Source organism: Tenacibaculum pacificus (genome assembly GCF_027941775.1).
GTDB lineage: Bacteria > Bacteroidota > Bacteroidia > Flavobacteriales > Flavobacteriaceae > Polaribacter > Polaribacter pacificus_A.
Genome location: NZ_CP115917.1, coordinates 1,514,366 through 1,531,205, shown reverse-complemented (window position 1 = coordinate 1,531,205; position 16,840 = coordinate 1,514,366). Strand labels below are relative to the sequence as shown.

Genomic DNA, 16,840 nt, shown 5'->3' with positions numbered 1-16,840 from the left:
ATATTATGAAAAAAATAATTACTCTCAAACAAAAATTAATGTTCTTATTTATTCTTTTAATAAATATAACAATTAATGCTCAAAACACTCCATTTAGTTGTGTGTATGATGCTTATTTATTTCAGTATAACGATGTTTATTCTATAGACTTAGCTTCGGGTAGTTCTTATCTTGCTGCTGAAAATATTACGCCAGGAAGCATAAATGCCGCAGCATACAATCCTGCAGATGGTTTTATTTGGGGATCTTTAAGTACACCTGAAAAAACTATTGTAAGAATAGGAGATGATTTTTTAACAACTTCTTTTTATATAGATGAGTTACCTACAAAGAATAGGTATATTGGAGATATAAGTGCACAAGGTGTATATTATCTGAAAGGGGGAGGTAGTACTTATTATAAAGTAGATTTAGACCCTAACTCAGCAACATATACTCAGCACTTGGCTACAGCAAATTTGTCGCAAAATATAGGTATTCATGATTGGGCTTTTAATGCTGTTGATAATAAATTATATGCAGTAGAAAAGAATACAAATATTTTATATCGAATTAATCCAACAACAAGTGTCGTTGAATCTTTAGGAGTTGTTCCTATTTTAACAGGATTAAGTTATACTTATGGAGCAGTATATTTTGATGCTTCAGGACGTTTTTACGTATCAGCAAATCAAACAGGAACAATTTATGTAATACAAGCTGTACAAGATTTAAATGGTTCAAATGAAATGGATTCTAATTTATTTGCATTTGGTCCTTCAAGTGCTAGTAATGACGGAGCACGTTGTCCTACAGCACCTGTTTTACAAGAAATTTGTGATAACGGAATAGATGATGATGGTGACGGGTTAATTGATTGTGAAGATCCTTCGTGTTCAGGTTACGGTGAATGTGATGTTATTATACCTCCAACTTCAGGAGGAAATGCAGGTGGTTTAGAAAGTAATAATAGATTATCGGAATTAATAAATAAAAGAAACTATAACCGTACAAAAGATAATTATAAATTTAATAGAAGCAAAGCACAAAGAGTTACTAGGTCTAATCATTATAAAAAGAAAAGCAAAAATAATATCGAATTAAAAGATTTTATTCCTTTAGGTGTTATTAATACTGATGAAACGATAGAATCTTCACCTACTGATTTAGTAGCGATTACAAATGCAACAGAAATTTATGCTGTAGATTATATGAAAAGTGGTGTTTCAGTAGCATCTGTTTTAGCTTTAAAAACAGATAATGGTGTATATGAACATACCAAATATATTTGTGATCGTTTACTAGGAGCTGAATTAATTTCTGTATCAACTATTGATATAAACGGACAACAATTTATTAAGTCTTTAATTAGAAATGCAGATAACACAGTAGAATTTGTACTAAGTCTTTCGGCAAAAGTAGTAAATAGTGATACTAATTTTGAAATTGAAAGTCATTGGAACTTAGATAAATACGAAAGTAATGTTGCTTTTTATAACTTCCAAATATGGTCTAATTCATTAGATGATTTATATACTTTAGGTGAAGAAATTATTAGTTTGTTAAATGTAGAAAAACCGATATCAACTTATAAATTATCAACACCTCCAACAGTATTTGTTAGAAAAGGAAAGTATAAAAATGGTTCTTTAGATATACAGGTTGTAAATACAAATAAAACAGATGATGTTAATTTTGATGCTGGTTTTAGAGTTACTGAAACAGCTGTTCTTAATAACAGTACTACAACATTAGCTCTTAATAAAGAATATATAACAAATTTAAATGTGCCAACAGGTAATTTATTTGATATTGGTTTTAGAATTGGAGATGGAGTAGCCACACCAGATGATTTATTTATGTCTGATGGACCTTGGGGGATTGATGATTCCCAAACAAATACTAACGTAGTTAATTATAATGTATCTGCTAATAAAAATTCATTTGAAGAAGCTGACTTCCCTATAGAAAGAAATGTAGATTTAGAAGTAACTACAGATTCTTATGCGGCTATCCATAGAGCATTAACTCCACGTTTTATGCCTGTAGATTTATCAGACTATAATAGTTTTAATTTAAAAGCAAAGGGAACAGGAAAGATAGAGGTTACATTAATTAAAAAAAGTATTTCTTTATGGGATAATCAATTTAAGTCAACCATAAATTTAACTGATAATCTTTTAGATCATAAAATATCTTTTACTGATTTTAAATCTAAAAACGGAAATAGTTTAGTATTAGACGATGTTACTACAATCGTATTTACAGTAGTAGCTGAAGATGGAAATATGACAACTAAAAAACTAAGTTTACAAGATATTAGATTTTCTCTTGAAAATGAAGTTCCGGATACTGGTATTACTGTCGAAGGAGATAATTTAAAAGCTGTACCAAATCCGATGGATACACAAGCTGATATACATTTTAATACTAATCAAATAGAAACTGTAAAATTAGTTCTTTATACAAGGTTAGGTAGAAAAGTAAAAGAGCTTGAATATAAAACAGTATTAGGTAATAATAAAATAGTACTAAAAAAAGAACATTTAAGTCCTGGTTTATATTTATGTAAAATCATAGGTGCACAAAGAGACTATAAAGCTATAAAGCTAATAGTTAATTAAAAAAAATCTATTATAATAAGTAAAACCTGAACACTAAAACGTTCAGGTTTTTTATTAAAATTTATAATTATAAAACTATGTAACTTGTTAAAAAAGACACACCGTATGATTAAATAATTTTATTAATTAAAATAGATATTAAGACCTTTATTTTTTATTACAATAGAAATATCAATATTTTTTTTTTGCTTTAAAAGCTGATGAGGTAGTATTTAAAAAGAGTATATTATTAATAGTAACTCAAAAAATAATTATTTCTTTTGTTTGAAAAAAGGTTTCTTTAAAAAGTACCATTTAAATCGTAAACCAATTTCGGTAAAAGTAAAATCTGAAGCACCTGTAGCTGTTGTAGCAGATGCTATATTACTTTGAGTTCCATATAAATTTAATAAACTGCGTTCTGAAAATTTATATCCTAATTTAGCTTGAATTCTATAAGTGCTTTGTTTTTTATTATTTTCAATAAACTGAAATCCTGTTGCAGCAGTTAGTTCATAAAAGCATTCTTTCTTTTTAGCTATATTTTCATCTTTTATAATATTGATAAAAATTTCAGCAGCACTAAACTTACTAGGACTAAAATAAATAGTAGGAACTTGATTTTTAAAAGATATATTTTGATAATTGATACCAGCTTTTAAAGATGGTTTTTTAAATATATTGTAATAAAGTGAAGAGAATAATAAGTTTCGAGTATTACCATCATTCTGAGAAGTGTAGTAAAGCTGTGTGTACCAACCGAGTTTAAAATTGGTATTTAAACTATAATTTATTAAAAAATTATTCTGAACAATTTCTTTATCTAATAAATCTGCATTAAAGTTTTGAACTTCTCTTTTATAGCCTAATTCTAAATTTTGAAGTTTAAAAGGTTTTATTTTTAAAGATAAATCAGCTAATAATTGACTGAATTTATTTGTATCAGTATCAGAAGCACTAACACCTAAAGTTCCTTTAAATGTTACATTGTTTAATAATTGATAAGATATTCCTGCTGAAAAATTATTAGAAACACCACTAACTTTAGTTACAGTATTACTTGTTGTTCTATAGCTGTAATTACCAAATAATTTAAGTTTTGTTGAAAATGGAAATTCTGAATTAGCAGAGTATAAATAAGCTTCATTATTACCATTATCAAATGAATATGCTGCTTTAACTTCTACAAAGGGTGTAAATGATTTGTCTAAATTTTTAATGAAATTACTAGCATCTTTTTGTTTTTTATAAAATTTTAAAGTGTTTTTAGCACTTTTATAGGCATTTATAAAGTATCCTGAAGCTTTTAGTGCGTTTGCTTTACCTAAGTTACCATCAAAAGAAGTACTATCTTTTTTTAATATCAAATTATAATCAGCAATACTTTTTTTAAAATCACTTTTATAAATATTTAAAGTTGCTCTTAATGAAATTATCCAGTTTTCAGGGTTTTTATTATTGATTAATAGTTTGTTAATTTCTTTTTCTGCTAAAGAATATTTATTATTCCATATTAGAGCTTGTATAAAACGTTCTTTAGTTTGATTTGTTATAGTAGTTTCTGTCTTGTTATCTAAAAGATTAATAGCTTTTTTACTAACTATTAAAGCTTGTTTATCATTACTGTCAAGATGATTTGCTAATGAAATCCCATTTAAAGAGGTTAATTTATTAGTTGAATCTTCACCAATAATAATATATGTTTTTTTAGCTTTATCTATTTGATTTGAAATTAGATAAAGATTAGCTAAGTTTAATAAAGTTTCTTTATCTTTTTTAAAATCGATAAAATTTTCTTTTAATATTTTTTCAGCAGCGGTGTAATTTTTAGAACTTACTTTACTGTTTGCCAAACCTAATCGCATATATTTTTTAGAAACTAATGCATTTTTATTTTTAGGTAATACCAATAATGCCTTGTCTACATATTTAATCGCTTTATTAAATTTTTTTAAATTCGATAATGTATTTGCATATCCTAAAAGAGCAGGAAAACTTTTATCATTTTCTACTATTAAATTTTGATAATAATTTTCTGCTTTATTATAATTTTTATTCCAAAGAAGTGATTCGGCATAATTTAATTTTACTTCAAAATCTGAAGGGAAATCATTTAAAAGATTAGTAAATAAAGTAACGGCTTTATAAGAACTGCCGTTTAAACCTAAGGCTCTACCATAACAAAGTCTTGCTGTTTTATTGGTAGGGTGTAATTTTAAAATGTTTTCAAAAAAAGCTTCAGCTTGTTGGTATTTACCTGTTTCTAAGAAGGTAAAACCTTCTTTCATATTTTGTGAAAAAAGAGTATTGCTTATAATAAAGAGTACTAAAAAAGTAAGATTTTTAATTTTCATATAGTTTTTTTTCTTATTTGCAAGTTAAGGAATAGCATTTGTCATTGGGCTAAACAAAATAGCTTTTCATCGATAATAAATATTTTTTTATGCTAATAATGAGATATTTGTTTTATTACTAATTAAAACATATAAAATATGGCATTACAAATTACACAAAAAAACGGAACATTTTATTTAAAAGGAAAGTTAAATAATTCAACATCTAAATTTTTTATTATTTTTTTTGATTTTAATATCAAAAAAAATAAACAGGTAACAATAAATATTGATAATTTAGACGAAATAACTAAAGATGGTTTAAATGCAATAAATATTTTGACAAGAAAATCAAAAAAAACAGCTAAAAATTTTTCTATTATAGGTCTTGGTTGCAAAGAAATTTATGACCATTTTGATGAAATAAATGTCGCTTAATAAATTAAATAAGGTAAAATATGATTCCAATTTTAAAACAAGTAAAGCATAAAATATCATCAGAACAAATTTTTATGATTAGTGTTTTACTTGTAAATGGCGGAAATTATTTATATAATTTAGCTTTAGGTAGAATTTTAGGTCCTGCAAAGTTTGCCGATGCAGCTATTATGATTACTTTTTTATTGGTACTTTCATTTATAGCAATGACTTTTCAGTTAGTAACAGCTAAGTTTTCAGTACTTTTTGAAGATATTGTTTTTAAAAATTTTATATCAAAAATATATAAAAACTCAGCTATTGTAGGGGTGTTTTTAGGAATATTAATAATTGTATTTGCATCAGAATTACAAATTTTTTTTAAAACAACTTCTTCTACTATGTTTGTTGTATTTGGATTTGGAGTTCCTATTTATTTTTTGATGAGTGTAAATAGAGGTGTTTTTCAAGGTAAAAAACAGTTGAAAAAATTATCTGTTACTTATCAATTAGAAATGATAAGTCGTTTATTAATTACTTTCGGATTATTATATTTTTTTAATATTCAATCTTCAATATTAATTGCTTTAGGTATTTTATGTTCATTTATATTTGGATTAATTCCGTTTGAACTTAAAAATATTTCTTTTTCTAAAATAGTATCATTAGAAAATACTGAATCTAAAATGGTTCGTAATTTTTTTATAATTACAGCATTTTACGAGTTAACTCAAATAATAATAAATAATAGTGATATTTTATTAGTAAAACATTATTTCGAGTCTTATGATGCAGGTTTGTACGCTTCATTAGCCTTAATAGGTAGAGTTGTTTATTTTATAGCATGGATGTTTGTAATGTTATTATTACCAACAGTTGTTCAGTTAAAAAAAGAGGGGAAATCTACAGCGCCAATTTTACTAAAATACATAGGTTATATTTTTATAATAGCGACTACTATTGTTACTTCACGTTATTTTTTTCCTGAACAAATTATAGCCATTTTATTTGGAGATGAATATATGGCAATAACGCCTTTATTATGGAAATATGCTATAGCGACAGGTATTTTCGCAATATCAAACATTTTTGCATATTATTATTTGTCTTTAGATAAATACACTCCAGTTGTTATTTCTGGGCTTTTTGGAATGCTACAAATAGGTTTGATTATTTTATTTCATAAAAATTTAGAACAGGTTGTACACGTACAAATTTTAGCAATGGTTTTATTATTATTGATGCAATTATCTTTTTTCTTTTTGAAAGATGAAAAATAGTGTTTCAAGAAATAATAACTAAACTTTTATACCTTTTAACTACATAAAATTGCATTTCAGTTATAGTAATAGCTGTAAACTCTTTTTTATTACGAAATTTAATATAATCAAAAAGAAAATACTATGAAATTAGCTATTGTAACTGCATACCCGCCAAGTAAAGTAACTTTAAATGAATATGCTTATCATCTAGTAAAAAGCTTTAGACAAAATAAAAAAGTAACTGAATTAATTTTATTGACGGATGTAACTCCAGCAGAAAAAGACATTCATTTTACTGAAGATGGTTGTAAAATTACAGTAAAAGAATGTTGGAAGTTTAATAGTTATACAAATGTTATAAAAGTAACAAAAGCTATAAATACGATAAAACCAGATGCTATATTATTTAACTTACAGTTTATGAAGTTTGGTGATAAAAAAGTTGCTGCAGCTTTAGGGTTAATGTTGCCTTTAGTTTGTAAGATAAAAAAAATACCAACTATTGTATTATTACATAATATTTTAGAGCAAACAAATTTAGAAAGTGCAGGTTTTACTTCAAATAAAATATTACAAAAAATTTATAATTTTATAGGACAAACATTAACTAAATTAATTTTAAAAGCTGATATTGTAGCTGTTACTATGCATAAATATGTAACTACTTTACAAGATAAATATAAAGTTAGTAATGTAAAAATGATTCCTCATGGAACATTTGAAATTCCTAATAAACCATCACATATATTGCCAAAAGGAGCTTTGAAAATAATGACTTTTGGTAAATTTGGTACTTATAAAAAAGTTGAAAAAATGATTGAAGCTGTTGAAAAAGTTAGAACATCAACAGGTTTAAATTTAGAAATAGTAATTGCAGGAACAGACAATCCGAATGTACCAGGTTATTTAGCATCTGTAAAAGAAAAATACAAAAATGTAGCTCAAATAACATTTACAGGCTATGTTGAAGAAGTGGAAGTAGCTCCTTTATTTAACGAAAGTGCTGTTGTGGTATTTCCTTATACATCTACAACAGGTAGTTCAGGTGTTTTACATCAAGCGGGTAGTTATGGTAAAGCAGTTGTAATGCCTAATTTAGGAGATTTAGCAACTTTGGTTGAAGATGAAGGATACAGAGGTGAGTTTTTTGAGCCAGAAAATGTAGCTAGTTTAGCCAATGCAATTGAGCTAATCGTAACTAATGAATCTCATAGAGTAGCTTTAGGAGAGGCTAATTACAAAGCAGCTACAGCATTTCCAATGGAAAGAATTACAGCAATGTATTTAAATCAGTTTGAAGCTATTATAATGGTTAAAAAATTAGCAAAAAAAGTATTAGTTGAATCATAAATTATTTAGAGGAAATATAGCTAAAAGCAGGTTTTTTACGACCTTTTTTATCAATAAAACCAAATTCTTTTTGAGGGTTTATTCGCCAAGGAAGTTTACCAACAACTTCCTTTGGTACTTTACGAAAATCGTATAAAGTCCACGACATAAAAGGAATATTTTTTTTTGTAAGTAGTTGTTGCATTATCTTATAATAATTAGCTTGTTTTTTTACTGAATTACCAAAAGGTTTCCAAATACCATTGTAAGAAGAAACTCCAAATTCACCTAAAACAATAGGTTTTTTAGGTATTTTATTTTTTAATGATTTATAGTTTTTTTCAAAATTATTAATGTCTTCATAATAATGAAAAGAAACAAAATCTACTTTATCTTTTAAAATAGGTGCACTTTCAATATTTGACCAACCAATGGTAATTGGATGTTTTTTATCAATAGATTTTACCAAAATAATCATGTGATTTAACCAAGCAATAACATTTTCTTTTCCTCTTGATATAAAATCTAAATTAGGTTCATTTTTGATATCCCAAGCAATAATAGCTTCATGATCTTTAAATTTTGACACAATACTTTCTGCATGTCTATGGTTTAAAGTCCAGTCTAAAACATTGTAGTTTCCGTAAAAATCAAATAAAGTAACAATAACATTTATATTATTTTTTTCAGCAGTATCTAAAACTTGCTTTAATTTATTTAGTTTACTAATTTTTACATTTGCTTTACCAAAATCTTCATATTGAATAAAAATTCGGATAGTATTTAGATTTGCTTTTTTGATGATTTTAAAGTCATTTTCTATAATTTTCATATCAAAATTATCACCAAACATATCCCAAGGTGTATCTTGTGGATAATAATTAATTCCTTTTATATTTAATGAATCGATAGGAGTAGTTTTAATAGTCTTATCAAAAATGGCAGATTTTTCTTTAACTAAATGTCTAATTCTCCAAAAGCCATCTTCTAATAATAAAACCATTTTATAATCAGATACTTCGGTAGTTTCTAAAACAAGTTTTTTATCTTTAAGTATTTTTTTATATTCAACAACATTTTTATCTTCTAAAACAATTGACTGACCATCTTCACTAAAAAATATAAGATTAGGATTGTGTTTTAAAGTTGTGCTTTCAATAGTAATTTTTTCCTTTTTATTATGTTCTATAAAGTTGAATAAATTTTTGCGAGCATTTTTTGTATAATAATCATTAATTCCACTTTTTAGGTTTGTTTTATTTGCTACATGTTTTACATACCAAGCATCGATATAATCATTTTCGATATTATTTAAGGTTTGTTCATCAATCTCTCTACCTTGATTACCATCTTCTTTCCAAATTATTTTAGGCAAATATTGATCTACTTTTTTAACTTCAACATGTAACATTTTACTTCTATCTGCACCCGTGTTAAAATGAGTATATAATGAACTTATTAAAAAGATAACGATTGACATAATAAGAACATAAGATGAAATTAAAATACCTCTCATTATGTTTTTATTAGTGTTATCCATTTTTAAAATATTTTTGGTATTTACCATAGTTTTTTAGCTTGATAAGTATCAGTTACTGCCGCAGCAGTAATTTTTATAGTGTAGTTGCCATTTTTATAGATGTTCGAATTTAAGTTAAAGTACACAAATCCATCTTTAGATTTTTTTATAATATCATTTAATAATTTTTCATCTTTATAAATTGCTAATTTTACTTTTAATCCGTCAGGAATCATCTGATTCATAAAACTTTTTAAAGGTCCAACTTTAACAGTCCTATTATTATCATAAAAATTTACATCAAATTTATCTATAATTTTTTTATAATTAATTTTTAAGATATCACTTTCTGAAATACCATTAATATAAGCTTTTACTTTCCAATTATCTTCAAATTCAGGATGAATCATTTTAGCATAAGCAATACCATTTATAGTAGTTCCAGATGTTTTTAACATATTCCCTTTTTTATTAGTGATAAAAAAATCAACAAAACTACCATCACTGATAACATTCCTATTTTTATCTTTTATAATAGAAGTGTAAAAAGTTGTTATTTGATTTCCATCAGCATATTTATGATTTCTTTTAAAAAATAGTTTAAAATTAGTACCTATAGCAGGCATTATATTTACATCGTATTCTTTAGAATTTAAATTTAAAGATTCTGATGTAATTATCATTCGTCCGCTTTTTAAAGGTGAATTTATATTTTTAAAAGCGATTAAATTATTAGTTAAAACCTTTGTTTTTCTTTCTGATTTTAAAAATTGATGTTTTACTTTTACTATCGTACCTTTTTTTAAAGGATTATCTAAATCATCCGTAGGTATTACAACTAACATGGTGTAGTCTGTTCCGCCTGCTTCAATACTTGGCGGACCTAAATAAGTTTCTAAAGAAACAGGTTGCTGTTTTGGTACTATTTTAAATTGTCCTGAAATATTATTTTTATTATTTAAAATTTTCCAATTTAAAACTCCAGTTTTATTACTTATGTAAGTGGGTATTTTAAAAAACATTTTATTATTAATTACTTCAGAATTAATTAAAGTACTTCCGTAGCTATTAGTACAGTACATTTGATGCTTTTTTGTACTATTAGTATTAAATTTTAAATGAATAGTATCTCCCGCAATAAATTGTTTTTCTTTTGATAATAATGTTATGTCTTGTGCAGTAGTAACAAGTGTAACAAAGCACCAAAAAAGTAAAAAAAGGTTTTTTATAAAATTCATTATTTAGGATTTCCGATGTAATTATTCATTTCAATTTTGATAAAAGAATAAAGTGGATGTTTTATTTTTTGAAATTGATTATTTGCATGATTTTCTATTCTGTTAGGCATTATTTTATCTGAAATATCTTCATTTTTTAATCCGTTAACGTAACAATCTGTCATATCATCATTAATAATAATAACTTCATTATTTTTTAAAATATTGTATTCAAAATACTGTTTTCGCTGTTGTCTTATTCCGTTTTCTAAAAATAAATGGTCTACCCAAACGAGTACTTTATCTTTGTTATAATAGGTAATTAATAGTTGAGGAATTGTAATTTCTTGTAAACCACTATTAAATAAAGTTCCTTGTATTTTTTTACTATCGATATTAATATCACTTAAAACTACATTTTTATACAGATCTGAATTAGAAACATTTCCTGCTGCTTGTAAGTTAAATTTAGTAGGTTGTTCTTCTAGTTCAATAGGTGTAAATTCATCAGGATTAAATGTTTTAGGAATAGAATCTTTTGTTTTAGACCATGCTATTCCTTCAAAATTAATTCTAAACGAACTAATTTCTTTGGGCATTAATTTATGTTTTATATGATATTTAGCATTGTAAGTGGCTAGTTTTTTATTTTCATCATTATATAATGTTCCTTTTAAAACAACATCTGCTGGTACATTATCTATATTTTGTACTTCTCCTATAATTGCATAATGATTTTTAAATTTAACCAATTTAGCCGAAACAATTTCTAAAACAGGTTGTTTTAAAACATCTTCGTGATGCGTTTGTTCTGTAGTTATTTTTCGTCTTCCTTGATTAAAATATCCTGTTACATTATTCGAGTACAATTGATCTGGCGGTAAATCGGAATCCATATTTTCGGGTAGTATAAACCATTTTCCTTTTCGATTAACTAGTGTCTTAAAATCGGTTTTGTTAATTTTTTCAAGAGGAGTAATCCAGTTTGTATGTATTTTTAAAATAGCTAAACTATCTGTTTTTTTAGTGATAGTAGTTTCTAAAGCATCTAATTTAGCATAAGAACTTAATAATCCATCAGAAACAGAAATTTCTAACATAAATTGAGCAATAGATAAACCGCTTTTTGGATCTATTAATTGATAACTTTTTTCATATTCTTTAAAATCAATAGCGTCATAATATGCTTTTATGGCATTTTCAGGAGTTCTTTGTGAATCATTTTTTATATAAAATAAATAAGAACTATAAAATAAAATTCCACATAATATAATAGCCCAAAGATGTATTATTCTTAAAAGACCTTTAGAAAAAACAGTGTATTTATTTTTAAACTTACTATTTAAATATGGAGGTAATGTTCTTACTTTAGTTTTTAAACTACGTATAAAAATAGATTGAATATTTAAAATAAATGCAATAATAGCTGTTAAAAAAGGAATAATACCCCACATTACTTTTTGCCAAGTAGCAACATCTTCTTTTGGTAAAATAGAAGAAAGCGGAGGTACATTTAATTTTTCCCAAACCATAATTCCGTTTTCTAGTTGTGGTAAGCGTTGCCATCCACAGAAATAAAGAATAGGATCGTAAAATTTATCATTAGAAAAAATATACTTTAAATTGTATTTTTCAGGAGTTGTTAAAAATTGTTGTAAAGATCCAATTCCTGCAACACCTTTAAATTTTGAGTTTTCTAAACGTTCTATAGGTCTTGTTGTTAGTTCTGGTAAACGCCTTGCAGAATGATAGTTTCCATCAACAGTCATTGCTTTTGTTTGTGCCGATAACCATGCCATTTGATCGCCAAAACCTAAGGTTAAATACCTCCATAAATCATGTTGATCTTGATTAAGGAAATTAACAATGGGTAACATTTTAATTTTTTGTGGTTGCGATGGTCTAAAATATCCTAAACTCATCGTAAAAATAGTCATCAATAAAAATAAAGAAGCTAATAAACCTCCAATTAAACGATGATATACTGCACCAAATTTATCCTGAATTAATACTTTTAAATCTCCTTCTATAAAACGATAAGCAAATTCGCCAAATAAAGGCAAAGACATAATAGATGCCCATAATGTAAATCTATCTAACGTTAAAATATTAAAGGCATTATGTCCTAAAATCATTTTAGGAATAGGTGTTGTTCCTCCTGTACCTAAAACAACTAACATTGTAAAACAAATTCCGAAGAATAAATATCTTTTGCTAAAAAATCTGTAAAAAAAGTAGGGCAAAAGGAATAATAAAATTCCCCAAGGAATCATAAAAAAGACAAGCCCTGAAGATGTTATTTCTAAAAAATTATCTCTAGAGCCATGCGGAATAGGAACTTGCGTAATAGGGTTTTTTTTAGAGTTTATCCAATAAGGTAAAAGACAACAAACAATTAAGGCTACGGTAAGTATGCAAAAAGTAATATTTCGTTTAAATAATACTCCGAAGTTTTTTAGAAATAATTTAAAAGTTATTTCTTTATAGGAATTAACTTGTTCACGACTAGTATCTAAAATTACCGTTCCTACTAACGGAAGTATAAAAAAAATAATACCAAAAATAGGTGTAACATGATGAGAAGTTACTGTTACAGAAAGTAATGAAAGTGATGTAAAAAAATAACGATATTTACCAGTTTTTAACCAACAATATATTTCGGGTAACGCATGCATTAATACAGAAATACCTATAATACTTGGTAGTTGTCCAAAAATATGAAGTGTTTCTACAAAAGAGGATGAAAAAACAGCTAAAAGAGCTGCGTAACCAGCTACGGTTCTATTAGAAGTCATTAATAATGAGAAACGATAAACTCCTGTAATAAATAATAAAATAGCAATAATAGCTACACTAAAAAGCCCAAATTTTAAGCCGCCAATTAAAGATAAAGCAGCAATAGACTGATGTACTAAAGGTGGGTAACTCATTACCGTAAAACCAGTATACCATTTAAAATTCCAAGGTTCAAACCAACTATTTGCATAATGATCAGCAAAAAATAAGTGTATTAAAGCATCATACGTAGTTTCTAAAGTAAAAAAAATGGTACTTCCATTAAAGGCAACAGCTAGTAGTATTGCAGATATTAAATATTTATTAGAAGTCTCTTTCATAAAAACGCAACATTCTTTTTTTGTAATATAAAAATAAATATTTATATAATGCTTAAATTATTTATTTAACAGAGGTAAGCTTCCATTCGTCTAAAGAAAAGTATATTTATATCGTTATATTAGCTTTTAATGAGGTAATTAACTTACTTTTATTTTTGTTATTAAGTAATAAAAATTCTGAATTATGAAAATATTAGCTATAGATGATCAAAAATTAGTTTTAATACCATTAGAAATTCGACTAAAAGAATTGGGTTATGAAGTTGTAACAGAAACAAATGCTTTAACAGGAATTGCTTTATTTAGTTCTTTTCAGCCAGACTTAGTAATTGTAGATCTTAATATGCCAATAGTTTCAGGTATGGAGGTTGTAAAACATATTAGAAATATTAAAAAATCTACCACGCCTATTATGATTTTATCAGGTAATACTGATGATAGTATGATAATACAAGGTTTTGATTTAGGTATTAATGACTATATGAAAAAACCATTAAGTTTACTAGAAGTTTGTGCCAGAGTAAAAAGATTAATAGGAGCTCCTGAAGCAAAAAATAAAGATATAAACTATAAAGGCGTTATTATACAACAAAGATGTGTTGGTGTGGTAATACCTTGTTATAATGAAGAAAAAAGGCTTTTAAGTAATCAGTTTACTAATTTTATTGAAAAAAATTCAGGATATCACTTATGTTTTGTAAATGATGGAAGTAAAGACAAAACACTAGAGGTTTTAAATAATTTAAGAAAAGGAAGAGAGGAATTTATTACCGTGTATAATTGTGAGAAAAATGGAGGGAAAGGTGAAGCTGTAAGACAAGGAATGCTGCATATGGCTAAAAAAGAAGATTTAGATTATATAGGCTTTTTAGATGCCGATTTGTCTACAGATTTATCTGATTTTGATGATTTAGTTTCTACTATTGAAAATTCTGATTATAAGATTGTAAGTGGATCTAGGATTAGTAGAATGGGAGCAAATATCAATAAAGAGTCTGCTAGAGAAATAATAAGTTTAACTATAAACTTTATCATTAGAAAAATTCTTTCAATGGATTTTAAAGACACTCAATGTGGGGCTAAAATTTTTAAGAAAGATGTTATTGAAATTTCATTTGGAGAAAAATTTGTAACACAATGGATTTTTGATGTTGAAATATTTAGAAGAATTACACTTCATTTTGGGCTAAAAAAAGCCAAACAAATATTGTGTGAGAAACCTTTAAAAAGATGGGTTCATACAGATGGGTCTAAATTATCAATGAAAGATTCAGTTAAAATTATTGGGCAACTAGGGCAAATAGCTTGGTTTTACAATAAAAAAAAACAAATAAAAAAGGATTAATATCTAATAGATCATTAAACAAAAATCAACCTTTATATAAAGCATAATATGAAAAAAGGGATAATCATAATTTTTGGAAGAAAGGATGTTAGTTTTTTAGGAGCATCTTTTCTAAAATCATTTATTAATCAAAAAATAAAAATTTGTTTGATTAATAATGGAGGTGATGAGCTAGTCTTTAGGTTGTTATTTGAATTGAAAAAAGTGTCTAAATGTGATATTTCAATTTTAACATTAAGACGGGAAAAAAAGATAATGTTAGCTATAAAAGCTGGTGTACGATTATTATCAACTAGTACTACTAAAAATATTGGTTTCATTATGCATGCAAAGCCAACAAGTATATTAAATTTAAGTTTAATTGAAAAGCTTTTAAATTTATCAGAAATAGAGCTTCCTGATAAAAAAAATGAAAGAATATTATTAAGAAAAGTGTATTCTATTAATGAAATAATTAATTGTTAAAATTTATGCTATGATTGTTCTAGAAAAAACTGTAAAAAAAATTTTTTTAATCGAAGGAAAAATACAACGATATGATTGGGGAGGAAGAAGGTTTATTTCAAACTTGATTAGAAGAAAAAAAGTGTAGCTAATTATGCTGAATATTGGCTAGGTGCACATTTAAAAGCACCGTCAATTATTAAAACAAAAGCAGGAAATATTTCTTTAGATTTCTTTTTAAGACAAAAGCCAATTGAATTTTTAGGGTTAAGAGTCGCTAAAACTTACGGTAAATTACCTTATTTGTTTAAAGTATTAGATGTTCATAAAATGTTATCAATACAAGTACATCCAACAAAAGAGGCAGCAGAAATAGGATTTAAACGTGAAAATAAAAAAGGAATTTTATTAACCGCAAGAAATAGAAATTATAAAGATAAAAATCATAAGCCAGAGGTAATGGTTGCTCTAAGTGACTTTTGGTTGCTGCATGGTTTTTTAGAAAGTGAAAAAATAATAAAAAATCTTGAACAAACAAGTGAGTTACATTTTTTACTATCGACTTTTGAAGAGTCTAATTATTTTGAATTATATAAAAAAGTTATGCAGTTTTCTCAAGAAGAGGTAAATAAAATTTTAAAACCTTTAGCAGATAGAATTTTACCGGATTTTTTAAATAATAAGATAGCTAAATCATCACCAGAATATTGGGCAGCAAAAGCATTAGAAGGTAAAAGTTTAGACAATATTGATAGAGGTATATTTTCTTTCTACTTTTTTAATATTGTAAATTTATCAAAAGGAGAAGCTATTTTTCAAGATGCAGGAGTTCCGCATGCTTATTTAGAAGGGAAAAATATCGAATTAATGGCTAATTCCGATAATGTTTTAAGAGGTGGATTAACAACTAAACATATCGATGTTGAAGAGCTTTTGAAGAATACTAAATTTGAAGAAACAATTCCAAAAATATTATATGGTGTTAAAAATCGAGTTAATGGTGAGTTAGTATATAAAACAAAAGCAAAAGATTTTAAATTAAGTAAAATTCAATCAACAGAAGCTATAAGATATAATTCAACATCAAAATCTGTAGAAATTTTAATTATTTTAGATGGTAATGCTACTGTTATAAGACATAAGAATCGTATTAATATTGAAAAAGGACAAGCAGTTTTAATAAAAGCAAATACTCGTTATAGAATTGTTTCTACAAAAGGTGTTGAAATTTATAAAGCAAGTGTACCTGACTCTTAATAATTTTATTACAATAAAA

The 16,840-nt window shown here is 26.0% G+C and carries 11 protein-coding genes; 7 read left to right on the top strand and 4 right to left on the bottom strand.

Annotated elements, in window-relative coordinates; all coding sequences use genetic code 11:
• The first annotated feature begins 5 nt into the window (after positions 1 to 5).
• On the top strand, positions 6 to 2,603 hold the full coding sequence (locus PG913_RS06825) for a DUF6923 family protein (protein ID WP_271230070.1): 2,598 nt from the start codon (positions 6 to 8) through the stop codon (positions 2,601 to 2,603).
• Between the two features lie 251 nt (positions 2,604 to 2,854).
• On the opposite strand, the gene PG913_RS06820 is transcribed toward PG913_RS06825, so the two are convergent.
• Positions 2,855 to 4,936: a hypothetical protein gene (locus tag PG913_RS06820; RefSeq protein ID WP_408648484.1), complete on the bottom strand. Its 2,082-nt coding sequence runs from the start codon at positions 4,934 to 4,936 to the stop codon at positions 2,855 to 2,857.
• 138 nt (positions 4,937 to 5,074) lie between these two features.
• Here PG913_RS06820 and PG913_RS06815 point away from each other — a divergent pair, with 138 nt between their 5' ends.
• The 3 genes from PG913_RS06815 (at position 5,075) to PG913_RS06805 (ending at position 7,944) form a co-directional block, all read left to right on the top strand.
• Positions 5,075 to 5,353, top strand: a complete 279-nt coding sequence (locus tag PG913_RS06815) for a hypothetical protein (protein WP_271230068.1) — start codon at positions 5,075 to 5,077, stop codon at positions 5,351 to 5,353.
• Between the two features lie 20 nt (positions 5,354 to 5,373).
• On the top strand, positions 5,374 to 6,612 hold the full coding sequence (locus PG913_RS06810) for an MATE family efflux transporter (protein ID WP_271230067.1): 1,239 nt from the start codon (positions 5,374 to 5,376) through the stop codon (positions 6,610 to 6,612).
• A 123-nt stretch (positions 6,613 to 6,735) separates the two neighbouring features.
• Positions 6,736 to 7,944, top strand: coding sequence for a glycosyltransferase (locus PG913_RS06805; protein WP_271230066.1), 1,209 nt, complete (start codon positions 6,736 to 6,738; stop codon positions 7,942 to 7,944).
• A 1-nt stretch (position 7,945) separates the two neighbouring features.
• On the opposite strand, the gene PG913_RS06800 is transcribed toward PG913_RS06805, so the two are convergent.
• Genes PG913_RS06800 through PG913_RS06790 form a run of 3 tightly spaced genes read right to left on the bottom strand, consistent with a single transcriptional unit; the run spans position 7,946 to position 13,775 of the window.
• Positions 7,946 to 9,463, bottom strand: a complete 1,518-nt coding sequence (locus tag PG913_RS06800) for a glycoside hydrolase family 2 TIM barrel-domain containing protein (protein ID WP_271232146.1) — start codon at positions 9,461 to 9,463, stop codon at positions 7,946 to 7,948.
• A gap of 20 nt (positions 9,464 to 9,483) precedes the next feature.
• Positions 9,484 to 10,680: a hypothetical protein gene (locus PG913_RS06795; protein ID WP_271230065.1), complete on the bottom strand. Its 1,197-nt coding sequence runs from the start codon at positions 10,678 to 10,680 to the stop codon at positions 9,484 to 9,486.
• Positions 10,680 to 13,775 carry a hypothetical protein gene (locus PG913_RS06790; protein ID WP_271230064.1) on the bottom strand — a complete coding sequence of 1,032 codons (3,096 nt, stop codon included), beginning with the start codon at positions 13,773 to 13,775 and terminating at the stop codon, positions 10,680 to 10,682. Before PG913_RS06790 ends, PG913_RS06795 begins: the two co-directional genes overlap by 1 nt.
• 184 nt (positions 13,776 to 13,959) lie before the next feature.
• On the opposite strand from PG913_RS06790, the gene PG913_RS06785 reads away from it, so the two are divergent.
• From PG913_RS06785 to manA, 3 genes are all read left to right on the top strand, one after another.
• Positions 13,960 to 15,120 carry a glycosyltransferase gene (locus tag PG913_RS06785; RefSeq protein WP_271230063.1) on the top strand — a complete coding sequence of 387 codons (1,161 nt, stop codon included), beginning with the start codon at positions 13,960 to 13,962 and terminating at the stop codon, positions 15,118 to 15,120.
• A gap of 48 nt (positions 15,121 to 15,168) precedes the next feature.
• Positions 15,169 to 15,585: a hypothetical protein gene (locus PG913_RS06780; protein WP_271230062.1), complete on the top strand. Its 417-nt coding sequence runs from the start codon at positions 15,169 to 15,171 to the stop codon at positions 15,583 to 15,585.
• Positions 15,586 to 15,759: 174 nt separating this feature from the next.
• Entirely contained in the window at positions 15,760 to 16,821 is a 1,062-nt protein-coding gene (gene manA / locus PG913_RS06775; protein ID WP_333780818.1) for a mannose-6-phosphate isomerase, class I, read from the top strand.
• The last annotated feature ends 19 nt before the right edge of the window (positions 16,822 to 16,840 follow it).